The sequence below is a fragment of the Streptomyces sp. NPDC059906 genome, assembly GCF_042730645.1.
Lineage (GTDB): Bacteria > Actinomycetota > Actinomycetes > Streptomycetales > Streptomycetaceae > Streptomyces > Streptomyces rubrogriseus.
This window is the reverse complement of sequence record NZ_JBHWKU010000015.1, coordinates 1-15,327: the sequence shown is the minus strand read 5'-3', so window position 1 is coordinate 15,327 and position 15,327 is coordinate 1. Positions and strand designations below refer to the sequence as shown.

Here is a 15,327-nt window from a genome sequence, read left to right as displayed (position 1 = left end):
TCCGCCGTCGCCGCTCTCGTCCGCCATGCCGTCTCCTTCCGACGGTGCCCGTCGAGGCCCGTGAGTGCCCGTGGGTGCCTGTCGTGCTTGTCGTGCTTGTCGTGCCTGTCGTGCCTGTCGTGCACGTCGCGCGTCGTGCCGCTGCCAGCGTCCGTTCACCGGATCACCGCTGTCAATGTCCGGTGCCGCCCGCGCAGTCGGAGGGAGCGAGGTCGGCGCGAAGACGAGGGTGCGCGTCAGGCCGGGAAGACGTGGTCATGGGTGACGTGGCGGGAGCGCAGCAGCAACTCGCCCTCCGCACCCCGGACCAGGACGTCGTGCACCAGGCAACTCGGGCCGAACTCGGGCGCCTTGACGTCGGCGTGCACGGTGAGCACCAGGCAGTAACTCGTCGCCGTGATCGAGCCGTCGGACGCCTGGCTCAGCGCCGTGTGGTCGAACCAGTGCCGGCGCTGGATCCTGCGGGCGTCGAACTTGCGGTGGAAGTCCTCCAGGACGGCGGTGATCCCGGCCCGGCTGTGGGCGGCGGGCAGCGCGGGCGAGTGCTTGAACTCGCCGTCCTCGGTGAAGGTCGCGGCGTAGCCGGCGAAGTCCCGGCCGTCCAGCTTCTGCATCTGGTGGCCGTAGAACGACAGGACCTCGGCGTACAGGCCGGTGGGAAGCGCGGTGATGGTCATACGGCCACGGTCGCCCCGCGGCCTCGAAGTTCCCTCGAGCCGGGTTCGAGTGGGCGCTGCCAGGCTCGTCGCCATGAGCACCGTGACAGTGATCGGGGCGGGCACGATCGGCCTGGGATGGATCAACCTGTTCAGCGCCCGCGGGCTGACCGTACGCGTCAACAGCCGTCGGCCCGACGTCCGGCGCGTCGTGCGCGAGGCGCTCGAGCTGTTCTCCCCGGGGCGGGTGGACGAGCTGGCGGCGCGCATCGAGTACGAGCCGGACGTCGGCCGGGCGGTGACCGGGGCGGACGTCGTCTCCGAGAACGCACCCGACGACCTGCCGCTCAAGCAGCGGTTGTTCGCGGAGATCGGCGCGGCCGCCCCGGACCACGCCCTCGTGCTGTCCTCGACGTCGAAGCTGCTCCCCGACGAGCTGAGTCGGGACATGCCGGGGCCGGGCCGGCTGGTCGTCGCGCATCCCTTCAACCCACCGCACATCGTTCCGCTGGTCGAGGTGGTCCACTCAGAGCGCACCGACCCGGAGGCCGTCGAGAGGACGCTGGCCTTCCTGGCGTCGGTCGGTCGGACCCCCGTCGTGGTGCGCAGGGCACTGCCCGGCTTCGCGGCGAACCGGCTGCAGTCGGCGCTGCTGCGCGAGAGCATCCACCTCGTCCTCGAAGGCGTGGTGACCGTCGAGGAGCTCGACCGGATCGTCACCGACTCGATCGGCCTGCGCTGGTCCACCATCGGGCCGTTCCACGCCTTCCACCTGGGCGGCGGTCCGGGCGGCCTGCGCAAGTGGCTCGAGCACCTCGGCAGCGGCCTCGAACAGGGCTGGCGCGGGCTCGGACAGCCCGCCCTCACCCCGCAGGCCGTCGAGGCCCTGGTCGCACAGACCGAAGCCGCCTACGGAGACCGGCCCTACGCCGAACTGGTCCGGGACCGCGACGACCGGCACCTCGCCGTACTGGCCGCCCTGGAGCGGACCGGGCAGCCCCAGGAGGAGACCAAGTGATGCGTGCCGTGCAGTTCGACCGGTACGGGGACCCCGACGTGCTGTACGTCGCCGAGCGTCCCGTCCCCGAACCCGGCCCCGGCCAGGTGAGAATCGCCGTCGACGCCGTAAGCGTCGGCCACGCGCAGACCCAGATGCGGCGCGAGGCCTTTCCCGCGCCGATGTGGCGGCCCGTCTTCCCCGTCGTCCTCGGCGGCGACGTGGTCGGCCGGATCACCGCGGTGGGACCCGACGTCACGGCCCTGCGGCCGGGAGACCGGGTAGGTGCGTTCACCCTCTACGGCGCCTACGCCGAGCAGGTCGTCGTCGACGCCGTCACCGTCGTACCCGTGCCCGACGAGCTGGACGCCGCCGAGGCCGCGGTCCTCCCGGGCACCGGACTGATCGCGCTCGGCATCCTGCGGACCGGAGGACTGCGCAAGGGCGAGACGGTGCTGGTCCACGCGGCGGCCGGCGGGGTGGGCCACATCGCGGTCCAGCTCGCCCGGGCGGCCGGCGCCGGCCTGATCGTCGGCACCGCGGGCGCGGCCGCCAAACGCGAGTTCGCCCGCGCGACGGGCGCCGACGCCGTCGTCGACCACCGCTCCCCGCACTGGGCCGACGAGGTCCGGGAACTCACCGGGGGACGTGGCCCCGACCTGATCCTCGACGGCATCGGCGCCGAGGTCCTGCAGCAGGGAGTCGGTCTGCTCGCTCCGGGCGGCCGGCTGGTGTTCTACGGCTCGTCCGGCGGCGAGCTGGCGATCCCGAGGGTGTCGGTGATGGACCTCATCGGCATCAAGTACGTCACCGGCTTCGCCCTGTCGGCCTGGCGCGGTGGCCGCCCGCAGGAGTACGAGGCGGGCGTCGCCGAACTCACCCGGCTGCTGGCCGAAGGACAGATCACGTCCGCGGTGCACGCGCGGCTGCCGCTGGAGCGGGCGGCCGAGGCGCACGCGGTGGTCGAGGCCCGGGCCCAGCTGGGCCGGGTCGTGCTCGTCCCCTGAAATGTCCGAGCATTCCTATGAAATGTCCGAGCATTCCTGATCCAAGAGCCCGAAGGAGACCCTTCCATGACCTCGTCGCTGCACCACGCGATACGTCTGACCACCGCGTCCGCCATCGCCCTGGGCGGACTCGTGACCCTGGGGACCAGCGCGCAGGCCGCGAGCACCGCCGTGCCGTACGAGTGCCGCACCTGGGTGCAGGGCAACACGCACCCGGTCTACGACTACGAGCGCGGCTTCGACGTCACCGTGCCCGCCACGGTCCGCGCGGGCAAGAAGTTCAAGGCCACCTACGACCCCGACCCGATCACCGCCTTCGCCGAGTACAACGAGATCGTCAACGACGTGCGGATCGCCTACCGGATCCCGGAGGGCGCGAAGGTCCGCAAGGTGCGGCTCACCGGAGGCAGCGGCCTCGGCGACTCCGACGTCCGGGTCAGGGTCAAGGGCCGGGACATCGTCGTCAGCGCCTCCGGCCCGTTCCAGGGCGGCGTCGAGTTCGACCTGCCGACACTGAAGGTCACCTACAAGGCGCCGAGGACCACCGGACCGCTCAACTTCGTCTCGGGCGGCTCCAGTTACGAGGACCCCGGCTTCTACTGGTACCGCTACCAGCCGATCCTGGACGAGTGGGGCCCCTTCGAGTGCTTCCCCGACCCGGCGAAGCCCGAGACCGTCCTGGCCAGCACACAGGTCAAGAAGCACAAGTAGTCGCGGCAGCATCGGACGAACAATGGAGAACGCATGCCCAAGGCCGTAGCCATCCACCAGTTCGGCGGGCCGGACGTACTGGGCCTCGTCGATGTCCCCGAGCCCGTGCCGGGGCCGGGCCAGGTGACTGTCCGAGTGCGGGCCACCGGAGTCAACGGGTTCGACTGCCGGGTGCGCTCCGGCGGCATGCGCGGTCGCTATCCGGTCGAGTTCCCGCAGATCATCGGCAACGAGTTCGCCGGGATCGTCGAGCGGACCGGACCGGAGGCGGCCGGGTTCGCGCCCGGCGACGAGGTGCTCGGATTCGCCGTACTGCAGTCCGGCACCGAGGTGCTCGCCGTCGGCGCGGACCAGATCACCGGGAAGCCGCCGGAGCTGTCGTGGGAGGTCGCGGGATCCCTCTCGGCCGTCGGGCAGACCGCCGACATCGCCCTGGCCGAACTGCGGGTCGGCCCCGGGGACACCGTGCTCGTGCACGCCGCGGCCGGCGGCGTCGGCAGCCTCGCCGTCCAGCTCGTCCGGGAGCGGGGCGGCACGGCGATCGGCAGCGCCGGCGAGCACAACCACGACTACCTGCGGTCGTTGGGCGCCCTGCCCGTCGCCTACGGGCCGGGCTTCGCCGACCGGGTGCGGGCGCTGGCCCCGGACGGCGTCGACGCCGCCCTCGACTGCCACGGCGGACCGGAAGCGCTCGCCGTGTCGCTCGAACTCGTCGCGGACCGGGCCAGGATCGCCACCATCGCCAACTTCCGCGCCGCGGCCCAGGAGGGCATCGTCATGCCGCGGGTGGTGCGGTCCGCCGAGCGGCTCGCCGCGCTGGCCGCACTCTGCGCCGAGGGCCGGCTGCGGCCGCACGTCGAGGCCGTCCTGCCCTTCGCCAAGGCGGCCGAGGCCCATCACCGGCTGGAGCAGGGCCATGTGCGGGGCAAGCTCGTCCTGGTGCCGGACCTGTGACGGCGAACCCCGGCCGTCCGGGCGGCCCGGCGGACCAGGGCCACCCGCGCCGCTGGGCCATCCTCGGGGTGCTGGTCCTCAGCCTGGTCGGCATCATCCTCGACAACACCGTGCTCAACGTGACGCTGCGCACCCTCACCGACCCGGAGCAGGGCCTGGGCGCCTCGCACAGCCAGGTGGAATGGGTGCTCAGCGCCTACACCCTGGCCTTCGCGGCGACGCTGTTCACCTGGGGTGTGCTGGGTGACCGACTGGGCCGCAGGCGGGTACTCCTGCTGGGACTCGCCCTGTTCGGACTGTCGTCCCTGGCCGGGGCCTACGCCGGATCGCCGGAGCAGCTCATCGCCGCCCGTGCCTGCATGGGGGTGAGCGGCGCGGCGGTGCTGCCGAGCACCCTCGCCACCATCGCCGCCGTCTTCCCGCCGCGTGAGCGGCCCAAGGCCCTCGGGATCTGGGCGGCCTCGGTCGGCTTCGCCCTCGGCATCGGGCCCGTCACCGGCGGGCTGCTGCTCGCGCACTTCTGGTGGGGCTCGGTCCTGCTGGTCAACGTGCCCCTCATGGCCGGGTGCCTGGTCGCGGTGGTGCTGGTGGTGCCCGAGACCCGGGGCGTGGCGGGCAGGCGCGTCGACGCGGCCGGACTGCTGCTCTCCATCGCCGGTGTCGTGCCGCTCGTCTACGCGATCATCGAGGCCGGCCGGAGCGGCGGGGTCACCCGGCCCGCGGTCTGGGCAGCCGGCCTGGCGGGCCTCGGCCTGCTCCTCGTGTTCCTGTGGCACGAGCGCCGTACCCCACAACCCTCGCTGGAGCTGGGCTTCTTCCGGATGAAGGCCTTCTCCACCGCCGTCGCCGCCGTCGCCTTCGTCAGCTTCGCGATGATGGGCTTCCTCTTCTTCAGCGCCTTCTACCTGCAGAGCGTGCGCGGCTACACACCCCTGCAGGCCGGGGGGTGCACCGTGGCACTGGCCGTCGCGAACGTGGTCTGCGGACCGCTCAGCACGGTCCTGGTGCGCTCGATCGGCCCCCGCACCGTGTGCGCGGCGGGCATGCTGGCCGTCACCGCCTCGCTCTGCGGGGTCACCTTCGTGACCCAGCACGCCCCGATCTGGCTGATCCTCGTCCTGTTCGCCGCACTGGGGGCGGGCGTAGCATGCGTCATGCCGACCGCGGCCGTGTCCGTCATGAACGCGATCCCACGCGAGAAGGCGGGCGTCGCCTCGGCGATGAACAACACCGTACGCCAGCTGGGCGGCGCCCTGGGCGTCGCGGTGCTCGGTTCCCTCATGGGCGCCGCGTACCGCAGCGGCATCGAGGACGAGCTCGCCGTACTGCCGCCCTCCGCGCGGCACCAGGCCGGCGAGTCCCTGGATGCCACCCTCCTGGCCGCGACTAGGCTGGGGGAGAGCGGACTTGTCGGCCCCGCGCGCCAGGCATTCCTGGATGCCATGCACCTGGCCGCCGGGGCGGCCGCCGCGGTGGCGTTCGTGGGCGCCCTGGCCGTGCTCCGCTGGCTGCCCTCCTCCGTCACGACTCCGACGCCCCCGGCAGGGGCCGTGCCCGGCCGGGAGCAATCCGATCACCTCAAGGTCCAAGGAAGCTGACATGCCTTTCACTCCTGACGAGCTCGAGTACTACGCCTCCCAGAACCTCGGCCGGCTGGCCACCGTGGCGCCCGACGGCCAGCCCCAGGCCAATCCCGTCTCGTTCCGTGTCAACACCGAGACCGGCACGATCGACATCGGCGGACACAACCTGACCGCCAGCAAGAAGTTCCGCAATGTCACCAAGCACGACCAGGTCGCCTTCGTCGTCGACGACCTGATCTCCACGCAGCCGTGGAACGTACGCGGTATCGAAGTGCGCGGCCGGGCCGAGGCGCTGACCGACGCGCAGCCGCCGCACCCCTACTTCGGTACCGCGATGATCCGTATCCACCCCACGCGCATCATCACCTGGGGCCTCGGCGGCGACGCCGCCCAGCGCGGCCGCGACGTCTGACCCAGCACCCTTCGACTCCGCTTCGAGCGGACCTCGACGCCCTCTTGCCAAGGTGGAGCCCGTAGGACGGGTACACCACGGGGAGGGCGGCTGGATGAGCACAGAGATCTTCCATGAGGAGTTCGCCGGCGGGCTGGTGACCGAGGGACCGGGCGCGCCGTGGCGGCTTCGCCCGGTCGACGGTCTCCCGGCGGGAGACGGGCTGGTCCGCGGCGGACCGGACGGCCTGGTGGTCGTGCCGAGCGCCGCCCACCCGGGGACCCGGCGGCCGGCGTTCACCGAGCCCAAGCCCGGGCCGGACGGCACCCCGCTGCATCTGCGGTGGGGTGCCTTCACCACCGGCGGCACCGCCGGCGCGCGCGCGGCGTTCACCGCCGTCCCCGGCGAACGGCTCTCGGTCAGGGCCGAGATGGGGCTGCGCGGCTTCGGCCTGCGCTCCCATCCCTACGACGACGTGAGCGAACCCACCGCGGACGCCCGGCTGGGCGCGGGCGGCCTGATCTCGGTCGATCTCGAGTCCGGGATCATCTTCGACTTCTTCCTCACGCACAGCCGGCTCTACGCGGTCTACGAGCGGCTCGCGCTGCGGCCGGACGCCGAGTTCGCGGCCTTCACCTACTGCGTCCCGGTCGCGGACCGCACCCCCGGCACGCTGCACCGGCTCGAGGTCGGATACGACGCCGCGGCCGGCACCGCCCACTGGACGGCCGACGGGCAGGAGGTGCTGTCCGTGGACCGGATCGGCTTGCGCGCACTGGACGCGCGCTGGCTGCGGCGGGACAACGGCGGCCGGGAGGAGGCCGTACGGCCGCGCGGACTCAGCTTCGGCCTCGGGCTCTTCCTGGAGCGCCATTTCGGCCAGGGGGTGCGGCTGTCGGTGCGAAGGCTGTCGGTGCTCACCTCGCCCGCCGGCTCCCGCGACTCGTGACGACGACCAACGAAAGGCACTGCGATGCCCGATGAGAACAAGCCCGTACTGGTCCTCGGCGCCACCGGCAAGCAAGGCGGCTCCGCGGCCCGGTACCTGCTGGAACGCGGCTGGACCGTCCGGGCCTTCGTCCGGGACCCCGGCGCGCCCAAGGCCAAGGAGCTGCGTGAGCTGGGCGCGAGCCTGCACACCGGTGACCTCGAGGACGCCGGGTCGGTGCGCGCCGCGATGAAGGGTGCGTACGGCGTGTTCAGCATCCAGACGCCGATGACACCGGCCGGCGTGGAGGGCGAGGAGCGGCAGGGCAAGATATGCGCCGACGCCGCCCGCGACCTCGGCGTCCAGCACTACGTCCACAGCTCGGTGGGCGGCGCGGAACGGCCGGAGGGCGTGAACTGGCGGCTGTCCAAGCTCGCGATCGAGCAGCGGATCCAGGAGAACGCGCTCCGGTTCACCTTCCTGCGGCCGTCGTACTTCATGGAGAACCTGAACCACGACATGTCGCCGCTCGTCATGGAGGACGGCGTGCTGACCTTCCGCAGGGGGCTCGGGCCGGCCAACACCCTGCAGATGATCAGCGGCCCCGACATCGGGTACTTCGCCGCCGACGCCTTCGACGACCCCGACACCTTCGGCGGCGCCAAGATCGAGCTGGCCGGGGACGAGCTGACCGGCGAGCAGGTCGCGGCCGCGTTCGCCCGGCACACCGGGCTGCCCGCCCGCTTCGTGTCGGTGCCGATACCGGAGCTGCGCCGCACGGGGTTCGAGTGGCAGGCGACCTCGTACACCTGGCTCAACGGCATCGGCTATCACGCCGACATCCCCGCGCTGCGCGCCCGGTTCCCGCGGCTGCTCACCCTCGACCAGTGGCTGGCCAGGACCGGCTGGACCCCGGGGGACCCGGCATGAGCGAGGACACGATGACCCAGGAGCGGCCGTCCCTGACGGCACACGCCCGCCGGATCGCCGAACTCGCCGGGAAGCGGGCGGCCGACGCCGAACAGCAGCGCCGACTGAGCACCGACGTCGTCGGCGCGGTCCTTCGGGCCGGTTTCGCCGCCCACTTCGTACCGGCGGCGCACGGCGGCCGGGCCGCCACGTTCGGGGAGCTGGTGGAGCCCGTCGCGGTGCTCGGCGAGGCCTGTGCCTCGACCGCCTGGTACGCCTCGCTCACGGCGAGCCTCGGCCGGATGGCCGCCTACCTGCCGGACGAGGGCCGGGCCGAGCTGTGGTCCGACGGCCCCGACGCCCTGATCGTCGGTGCCCTGATGCCGCTGGGCCGGGCCGAGAAGACTCCGGGCGGCTGGCACGTGTCGGGCACCTGGCCCTTCGTCAGCGTCGTGGACCACTCCGACTGGGCGCTGATCTGCGCCAAGGTGGGCGAGGAGCCGTGGTTCTTCGCGGTGCCGCGACAGGAGTACGGGATCGTCGACAGCTGGTACCCGATGGGTATGCGCGGGACGGGCAGCAACACACTCGTCCTCGACGGGGTGTTCGTGCCGGACGCGCGGGCCTGCACCCGTGCGGCCATCGCGGCCGGTCTCGGTCCGGATGCCGAGGCGATCTGTCACACCGTGCCGATGCGGGCGGTCAACGGGCTGGCCTTCGCACTGCCGATGCTCGGCGCGGCCCGCGGGGCCGCGGCCGTGTGGACCTCGTGGACCGCCGGGAAACTGGCCGGGCCGACCGGGCAGAACGCCGTCTCGTCCCAGGACCGCGTGGTGTACGAGCACACGCTGGCCCGGGCCACGGGCGAGATCGACGCGGCCCAGCTGCTGCTGGAGCGGGTCGCGGCGGTCGCCGACGCCGGCTCGGCGACCGGCGTACTGGTCGGCCGCGGGGCGCGGGACTGCGCCCTGGCGGCCGAGCTGCTGACCGCCGCCACCGACCGGCTGTTCGCCTCGGCCGGCACCAGGGCACAGGCGCAGGACAGCCCGATGCAGCGCCTGTGGCGTGATGTGCACGCGGCGGGCAGCCATATCGGGCTGCAGTTCGGGCCCGGGGCGGCGCTGTACGCCGGAGAGCTGTTGAGGAGGAGCAACGATGGCTGAAGTGAACGATCCCCGGGTGGGTTTCGTCGCCGTCGTCACCTTCCCGGTGGACGGTCCCGCCACCCAGCACAAGCTGGTGGAGCTGGCCACCGGCGGGGTGCAGGAGTGGATCCGCGAGGTGCCCGGCTTTCTGTCGGCCACGTACCACGCGAGCACGGACGGGACCGCGGTCGTCAACTACGCCCAGTGGGAGAGCGAGCAGGCCTACCGGGAGAACTTCGGCGCCGACCCGCGCTCGGCGAAGCTGCGGGAGGCGCTCAGCTCGCTGCCCGGGCTCCTGGGGCCGCCGAAGGCCGTGTTCATGACTCCGCGGGGGGCGATCCTGCCGTCCTGACCCGGTCGTCCGCCGCCTCGCCGGCTCCGGCCACCAGGCCGGCGATGATGATCTCCAGGCCGAGCTCGAACCGGCGGTCGGAGTCGAGCGAGGTGATCGGGCCGGCCAGATGGACCAGGTTCGGGAAGCTGCCGGCCGGCAGTGACTTCAGGTAGCCGTGGAGCTGGTCGGCGAACATGCCGGCCTGCTCCCGGCCCTGTTCCGTTCCGGGGTTCCGGGAGGACTGCTCCAGGGCCTCCGCCGTGACGAAGGTCGACAGCAGGTCGCCCCCGTAGGCGGCGAGTTCGTCGTGCAGGCCCCCGGAGCGCAGCAGCTTCATGGTGCGCTCCATCCCCACCATCCCGTTGGGTCCCAGCGGCACCCGGTCGATCGCGATCCGTGCCAGGTCCCGGTGGGCCAGGAACATCCTCCGCAGCGACCGGCACATCTCCTTGACCTGCTCCGCCCAGCGGCCGGGTTCCGGTTCCGGGACGTCCACCTCGGTCAGCACGATGTCGAAGACGAGGTCGAGCAGCTCGTCCCGGTTCCCCACGTGCGCGTACAGCGAGGCGTGACCGGTCTTCAGCTCCTGCGCGAGCCGCCGCATGCTCAGGGCGTCGAGTCCCTCGGCGTCGAGGATGCCGAGCGCCGTGACGACGATCCGGTCCTGGGTCAGGGGCATGCGCGGCGGCGCCTTCTTCGGCCGGCGCCACGGGGGCGGCGGAATCTCCTCGGGCATGCGCCTCCTCACCTCGCTTCGCGACACGTGCGTCTCATCGTATGGCATGGACGGCCACCGTTTCTTGACGCGACCACCGTTCCATTATAGAACGGTGGTCGTTCAGCGACCTGTAGTCGAAGACCCGGGGGACGCCATGAGTTCCGTTGAAGCCGACGAGCCGGACAGGGCCGCGGCCCCGCCGTCGGCGTTACCGCCCGAGGACGGTCCCGAACCGGACGGAACCGCGGCCGGACCGCCGCCCTACGCGCGCCGTTGGGCCGCGCTGGGGGTCATCCTCGGCGCCGAGATCATGGACCTGCTCGACGGCACGGTCATGAACGTGGCCGCGCCCGCGGTCCGCGCGGACCTGGGCGGCAGCCTCAGCGTCATCCAGTGGATCACCGTCGGGTACACGCTCGCGTTCGCCGTCCTGCTCGTGGTCGGCGGCCGGCTGGGCGACATCTACGGCCGCAAGCGCATGTTCGTCGTCGGCGCCGTCGGCTTCACCGCGGCCTCCGTGCTGTGCTCGGTGGCGACCGGTCCCGAGATGCTCACCGCCGCACGCTTCCTGCAGGGCGGACTCGGCGCGCTGATGATTCCGCAGGGGCTCGGTCTCATCAAACAGATGTTCCCGCCCAAGGAGACGGCGGCGGCGTTCGGCGCGTTCGGGCCCGCCATCGGCCTGGGCGCCGTACTCGGCCCGATCGTCGCCGGGTTCCTGGTCGACGCCGACCTGTTCGGCACGGGCTGGCGGTCCGTCTTCCTGATCAATCTGCCGATCGGCGCGGCCGTGATCGTCGGCGCGGTCCTGCTGCTGCCCGAGGGCAAGGCGCCGGTGCGGCCGAAGTTCGACGTCGTCGGCATGGCGCTGGTGACGTCCGGGCTGACCCTGATCATCTTCCCGCTCGTCCAGGGGCGCGAACGCGGCTGGCCCGCATGGGCGTTCGTGCTGATGCTGGCCGGCGCGGCCGTGCTCGTCGGCTTCGTCGCCCACGAACTGCGCCAGGAGCGGCGCGGTGGCGCCACGCTCATCGAGCTCAGCCTGCTGCGCAGGTCCCGCTACGCCGCGGGGCTGGCGGTGGCGCTGGTGTTCTTCACCGGCGTCTCCGGAATGTCGCTGCTGCTCGCCCTGCATCTGCAGATCGGGCTGGGCTTCAGCCCCACCAGGGCCGCGCTGACCATGACGCCCTGGTCGGTGTTCCTCGTCGTCGGCGCGATCCTGACCGGGGCGGTGCTGGGATCGAAGTTCGGCCGCAAGGCCCTGCACGGCGGGCTCGTGGTGCTGGCCCTGGGCGTGCTGATCATGCTGTTGACGATCGGCGACCAGGCCGGCGGGCTGACCAGCTGGGAACTCGTCCCCGGTATCGCCGTGGCCGGGCTCGGCATGGGCATCATGATCGGGCTGCTCTTCGACATCGCCCTGGCCGACGTCGACAAGCAGGAGGCCGGTACCGCCTCCGGCGTCCTCACCGCGGTCCAGCAGCTCGGCTTCACCGTGGGCGTCGCGGTGCTCGGGACGCTGTTCTTCGGGCTGCTCGGCTCACAGGCCACGGCGAGCGTCGACGACGGGGCCAGCCGCGCCCGCGCCGAACTCGCCGCCGCCGGGGCGAGCACGGCCGAGCAGGACCGGCTGCTGGCCGACCTGCGGGTGTGCCTGCGGGAATCGGCGAGTCAGAAGGACTCCGAACGGACGCCGGACAGCTGCCAAAGCCTCCAGCAGGCCCGCCCGGCGGTGGCCGAGGCCACGGCGCGGGCCTGGCGGACGGCCCACACCGAGAACTTCAGCACCGCGATGGTCCGCACGCTCTGGGTGGTGATCGCCCTGCTGGCGGTCTCCTTCGCACTGGCCTTCGGGCTGCCGCCCAAGCCCCGTGAGGAAGAGGGCTTCTGATGACACGCACACTGCTGTCCTGGCCCGGCGGACGCCGGCTCAAGTGGCTGGTGCTCGCGGCCTGGATCGGTCTGCTGATCGTGCTCCAGCCGCTGGCCGGGAAGCTCGGCGACGTCGAGTCCAACGACGCCGCCGCCTGGCTCCCCGGCAACGCGGAGTCGACCGAGGTGCTGGAGCTGTCCGAGAAGTTCCAGCCGGCCGACACCAGCCCGACCGTGATCGTCTACGACCGCCCGTCCGGGATCACCGCCGCCGACGAGGCGAAGGCGCGGGCCGACGCCACGCACTTCGCGGACGGCACCGGTGTGGTGGGCGAGCCCTACGGCCCGGTGCGCTCGGACGACGGCAAGGCCCTGCGCACCGTCGTCAACGTCCACCTCGGCAAGGACGGCTGGGAGGGGCTCAACGCGGCCGCGAAGGACATGCGGGCGATCGCGCGGCCGAGCGCCCCGGACGGCCTCGGCGTCCATATCACGGGCCCGACCGGTTACGCCGCCGACTCCGCCGAGTCCTTCAGCAGCGCCGACTTCAAGCTCACGCTGGTCACCCTCCTCATCGTCGTGACGATCCTCGTCGTCACCTACCGCAGTCCACTGCTCTGGCTGCTGCCGATGATCTCCGCGGGCATGTCCCTGGTCATCTCGCAGGCCATCGTCTACCTGCTGGCCAAGAACGCGGGACTCACGGTCAACGCCCAGACGGCGATGATCCTCACGGTCCTGGTGCTCGGCGCGGCCACCGACTACGCGCTGCTGCTCGTCGCCCGCTACCGTGAGGAGCTGCGGCGGCACGAGGACCGGCACGAGGCCATGGCCGTGGCGCTGCGCCGGGCCGGGCCCGCCATCGTGGCCAGCGCCGCCACCGTCGCCGTCAGCATGCTCGTCCTGCTGCTGGCCGCGCTGAACTCCACCAAGGGCCTTGGCCCGGTCTGCGCCGTCGGCGTGCTGGTCGGCCTGCTGTCGATGATGACGCTGCTGCCCGCCCTGCTGGTGATCTTCGGACGCTGGATCTTCTGGCCGGCCAGGCCGAAGCACGGTACGGAGCCCGACGTCACCCGGGGTCTGTGGTCGCGGATCGCCCGGCTGGTGTCCGGCCGTCCGCGTACGGTCTGGGTCACCACCAGCCTGGTGCTGGGCGCGGTGGCCACGCTGGCGGTCACCCTGAACGCCGACGGCCTCCAGCAGAAGGACGGTTTCAGGACCAAGCCGGAGTCGGTGGTGGGCGAGGAGATCCTGACCCGGCACTTCCCGGCCGGCTCCGGTGAACCCATGGTCGTCATCGCCGAGGGCGCCTCGGCGGGCGAGGTGCACGCCGCACTCGAGACCGTGCCCGGCGTCATCGAGGTCGCGCCACCACAGGTGAAGGACGGCCTCGCCTATGTCGAGGCGACGCTCGGCGCCGGGGCGGACTCGCCGGCGGCCATGAAGTCGGTCACCGCGGCCCGCGAGACACTCGCCCGGCTGGACGGTGCGCAGGCACTGGTGGGCGGCAGCAGCGCCGTCGTGCACGACATGCGGGAGGCGTCCAGCCGCGACCGCGGTCTGATCATTCCGGTGATCCTCGCCGTCGTGTTCTGCATCCTCGCGCTGCTGCTGCGCGCACTGGTGGCGCCGCTGCTGCTGATCGCGAGCGTGGTGCTGTCCTTCTTCACGGCGCTCGGCCTCGCCGCGCTCTTCTTCAACCACGTCTTCGACTTCGCGGGAGCCGATTCGGCCTTCCCCCTGTGGGTCTTCGTCTTCCTGGTCGCCCTGGGCGTCGACTACAACATCTTCCTCGTCACCCGGATCAAGGAGGAGAGCGACCGGCTCGGTACCCGGCAGGGCGCGCTCAAGGGCCTCACCTCGACCGGTGGCGTGATCACCGCGGCCGGGCTGGTGCTGGCCGGGACCTTCGCCGCGCTGGCCACGCTGCCGCTGGTCTTCATCGCGGAGCTCGGATTCACCGTCGCGGTGGGCGTCCTGCTCGACACCATGATCGTGCGATCGGTCCTGGTCACCGCGCTCACTCTCGATGTCGGCCGGTGGATGTGGTGGCCGCACCGGATCTCCCGGCGCGAGGACCCTTCCGAGGACGGGGCCGTATCAGGAATGCCTGGTTCTATTGATTCGGAGGCCTCGGCTCCTGCCTCTCGGTAAAATCCAGCAAAAATTAATCAGTGCAGCTCGCTGCACTGATTAATTTTTGATCAATAGGAGATCGCTTGTGACGGCAAGCACATTGAAATCTGTTGAGTAGGCCTGTTATTGTCGCCCCAGGAGACGCAGAATCTCGACGGGGGACAGATGAGATTCAACTTATTGGGACGTGTCCATGTAATCACCGATGCGGGATGTGTAATTCCGCTTAAATCCTCGAAGGCCACCCAGCTCCTTGTGCTGCTGCTCCTCAGGCGGCACGAGGTGGTGGGATCGGGGGTGCTCATCGAAGAGTTGTGGGCGGACGACCCGCCCCGCAGCGCGATGACGACGCTGCAGACGTACGTCTACCACACCCGCCGGCTGCTGGGGGAGCAACGGGTGACGAGCGACGACCGGGAGTTGGTGCTGACCCAGCCGCCCGGATACTTCGCTCTGATCGAGGAGGACGAACTCGATGTCGCGGTCGCCGAGCGTCTGATCCGGACCGGCGGCCGGCTGATCGAGGAGAACCGGCTCGAAGAGGCACTCGCCTCGTTGGACGCGGGACTCGATCTCTGGCGGGGCCCGGCGCTGTCCACCGTACCGTGCGGCCGGGTGCTCGAAAGCAACATCGCGCACCTGGAAGAGCTGCGGCTTTTTGGAATGCAGCTCCGTATCGACGTGAATTGGCGGCTGGGTCGAATAGGGCCGATGATTCCGGAACTCCGGGCCCTGGTAATTTCGCATCCGCTGAACGAGACGCTGCACGCCAAGCTGATGGGCGCACTCTGCCAGATGGGCAGGCGCGCGGAAGCGCTGGAATCGTATCGGAATCTCCGGCGGATTCTGTCCGACGAACTGGGGGTGGATCCGACGCCGGAAATCCAGCGTATGCACATGGAGATTCTCAACGGTGAGCAGGTGCTCGTGTAGCCACCTGGCCCGGGAACGCGGTGGAGCCCCTCGCAGCCTGCGAGGGGCTCCAC

At 71.4% G+C, this 15,327-nt stretch carries 15 protein-coding genes; 13 read left to right on the top strand and 2 right to left on the bottom strand.

Annotation, left to right across the window (positions count from 1 at the left end; translation table 11 throughout):
* Positions 1-236: 236 nt before the first annotated feature.
* Positions 237-677, bottom strand: coding sequence for a nuclear transport factor 2 family protein (locus ACFV9J_RS22695; RefSeq protein ID WP_385356667.1), 441 nt, complete (start codon positions 675-677; stop codon positions 237-239).
* A 73-nt stretch (positions 678-750) separates the two neighbouring features.
* On the opposite strand from ACFV9J_RS22695, the gene ACFV9J_RS22690 reads away from it, so the two are divergent.
* From ACFV9J_RS22690 to ACFV9J_RS22645, 10 genes are all read left to right on the top strand, one after another.
* Positions 751-1,674: a 3-hydroxyacyl-CoA dehydrogenase NAD-binding domain-containing protein gene (locus ACFV9J_RS22690; protein WP_385356666.1), complete on the top strand. Its 924-nt coding sequence runs from the start codon at positions 751-753 to the stop codon at positions 1,672-1,674.
* Entirely contained in the window at positions 1,674-2,660 is a 987-nt protein-coding gene (locus ACFV9J_RS22685) for a zinc-binding alcohol dehydrogenase family protein (protein ID WP_385356664.1), read from the top strand. Before ACFV9J_RS22690 ends, ACFV9J_RS22685 begins: the two co-directional genes overlap by 1 nt.
* A gap of 66 nt (positions 2,661-2,726) precedes the next feature.
* Positions 2,727-3,371 (top strand): hypothetical protein, encoded by a 645-nt coding sequence (locus ACFV9J_RS22680; RefSeq protein WP_385356663.1) that lies wholly within the window; start codon positions 2,727-2,729, stop codon positions 3,369-3,371.
* 33 nt (positions 3,372-3,404) lie between these two features.
* Complete coding sequence (locus ACFV9J_RS22675; RefSeq protein ID WP_385356662.1) at positions 3,405-4,325, top strand: NADP-dependent oxidoreductase; 921 nt, start codon at positions 3,405-3,407, stop codon at positions 4,323-4,325.
* Positions 4,322-5,923 (top strand): MFS transporter, encoded by a 1,602-nt coding sequence (locus ACFV9J_RS22670; RefSeq protein ID WP_385356661.1) that lies wholly within the window; start codon positions 4,322-4,324, stop codon positions 5,921-5,923. The genes ACFV9J_RS22675 and ACFV9J_RS22670 overlap by 4 nt, the downstream gene beginning before the upstream one ends.
* 1 nt (position 5,924) lies before the next feature.
* Positions 5,925-6,320, top strand: coding sequence for a PPOX class F420-dependent oxidoreductase (locus tag ACFV9J_RS22665; protein ID WP_385356660.1), 396 nt, complete (start codon positions 5,925-5,927; stop codon positions 6,318-6,320).
* A gap of 94 nt (positions 6,321-6,414) precedes the next feature.
* A complete protein-coding gene (locus tag ACFV9J_RS22660; protein WP_385356658.1) occupies positions 6,415-7,248 on the top strand; it encodes a DUF6081 family protein in 834 nt (277 codons plus the stop codon).
* A gap of 24 nt (positions 7,249-7,272) precedes the next feature.
* Complete coding sequence (locus tag ACFV9J_RS22655) at positions 7,273-8,157, top strand: NmrA/HSCARG family protein (RefSeq protein WP_385356657.1); 885 nt, start codon at positions 7,273-7,275, stop codon at positions 8,155-8,157.
* Positions 8,154-9,299, top strand: a complete 1,146-nt coding sequence (gene actVA / locus ACFV9J_RS22650; protein ID WP_385356655.1) for an actinorhodin polyketide dimerase ActVA — start codon at positions 8,154-8,156, stop codon at positions 9,297-9,299. Before ACFV9J_RS22655 ends, actVA begins: the two co-directional genes overlap by 4 nt.
* Complete coding sequence (locus tag ACFV9J_RS22645; protein WP_385356653.1) at positions 9,292-9,633, top strand: antibiotic biosynthesis monooxygenase; 342 nt, start codon at positions 9,292-9,294, stop codon at positions 9,631-9,633. Before actVA ends, ACFV9J_RS22645 begins: the two co-directional genes overlap by 8 nt.
* Here ACFV9J_RS22645 and actII read toward each other — a convergent pair.
* Positions 9,599-10,378 carry a TetR family transcriptional regulator ActII gene (gene actII / locus ACFV9J_RS22640; protein ID WP_385356651.1) on the bottom strand — a complete coding sequence of 260 codons (780 nt, stop codon included), beginning with the start codon at positions 10,376-10,378 and terminating at the stop codon, positions 9,599-9,601. The two genes, ACFV9J_RS22645 and actII, sit on opposite strands and share 35 nt — an antisense overlap.
* A 109-nt stretch (positions 10,379-10,487) precedes the next feature.
* Here actII and ACFV9J_RS22635 point away from each other — a divergent pair, with 109 nt between their 5' ends.
* The 3 genes from ACFV9J_RS22635 to ACFV9J_RS22625 all read left to right on the top strand — a co-directional run bounded on the left by ACFV9J_RS22635 (position 10,488) and on the right by ACFV9J_RS22625 (position 15,274).
* Positions 10,488-12,224: an MFS transporter gene (locus ACFV9J_RS22635; protein WP_385356649.1), complete on the top strand. Its 1,737-nt coding sequence runs from the start codon at positions 10,488-10,490 to the stop codon at positions 12,222-12,224.
* A complete protein-coding gene (locus ACFV9J_RS22630; protein ID WP_385356648.1) occupies positions 12,224-14,359 on the top strand; it encodes an MMPL family transporter in 2,136 nt (711 codons plus the stop codon). Before ACFV9J_RS22635 ends, ACFV9J_RS22630 begins: the two co-directional genes overlap by 1 nt.
* 147 nt (positions 14,360-14,506) lie before the next feature.
* Positions 14,507-15,274, top strand: coding sequence for a BTAD domain-containing putative transcriptional regulator (locus tag ACFV9J_RS22625; RefSeq protein WP_385356646.1), 768 nt, complete (start codon positions 14,507-14,509; stop codon positions 15,272-15,274).
* Positions 15,275-15,327 lie beyond the last annotated feature (53 nt).

What these genes read in the sequence shown, in the direction of transcription:
- ACFV9J_RS22695 (WP_385356667.1), bottom strand. Translation starts at nt 677, where the DNA reads ATGACCATCACCGCGCTTCCCACCGGCCTGTACGCCGAGGTCCTGTCG.
- ACFV9J_RS22690 (WP_385356666.1), top strand. Translation starts at nt 751, where the DNA reads ATGAGCACCGTGACAGTGATCGGGGCGGGCACGATCGGCCTGGGATGG.
- ACFV9J_RS22685 (WP_385356664.1), top strand. Translation starts at nt 1,674, where the DNA reads ATGCGTGCCGTGCAGTTCGACCGGTACGGGGACCCCGACGTGCTGTAC.
- ACFV9J_RS22680 (WP_385356663.1), top strand. Translation starts at nt 2,727, where the DNA reads ATGACCTCGTCGCTGCACCACGCGATACGTCTGACCACCGCGTCCGCC.
- ACFV9J_RS22675 (WP_385356662.1), top strand. Translation starts at nt 3,405, where the DNA reads ATGCCCAAGGCCGTAGCCATCCACCAGTTCGGCGGGCCGGACGTACTG.
- ACFV9J_RS22665 (WP_385356660.1), top strand. Translation starts at nt 5,925, where the DNA reads ATGCCTTTCACTCCTGACGAGCTCGAGTACTACGCCTCCCAGAACCTC.
- ACFV9J_RS22660 (WP_385356658.1), top strand. Translation starts at nt 6,415, where the DNA reads ATGAGCACAGAGATCTTCCATGAGGAGTTCGCCGGCGGGCTGGTGACC.
- ACFV9J_RS22655 (WP_385356657.1), top strand. Translation starts at nt 7,273, where the DNA reads ATGCCCGATGAGAACAAGCCCGTACTGGTCCTCGGCGCCACCGGCAAG.
- actVA (WP_385356655.1), top strand. Translation starts at nt 8,154, where the DNA reads ATGAGCGAGGACACGATGACCCAGGAGCGGCCGTCCCTGACGGCACAC.
- ACFV9J_RS22645 (WP_385356653.1), top strand. Translation starts at nt 9,292, where the DNA reads ATGGCTGAAGTGAACGATCCCCGGGTGGGTTTCGTCGCCGTCGTCACC.
- ACFV9J_RS22635 (WP_385356649.1), top strand. Translation starts at nt 10,488, where the DNA reads ATGAGTTCCGTTGAAGCCGACGAGCCGGACAGGGCCGCGGCCCCGCCG.
- ACFV9J_RS22630 (WP_385356648.1), top strand. Translation starts at nt 12,224, where the DNA reads ATGACACGCACACTGCTGTCCTGGCCCGGCGGACGCCGGCTCAAGTGG.
- ACFV9J_RS22625 (WP_385356646.1), top strand. Translation starts at nt 14,507, where the DNA reads ATGAGATTCAACTTATTGGGACGTGTCCATGTAATCACCGATGCGGGA.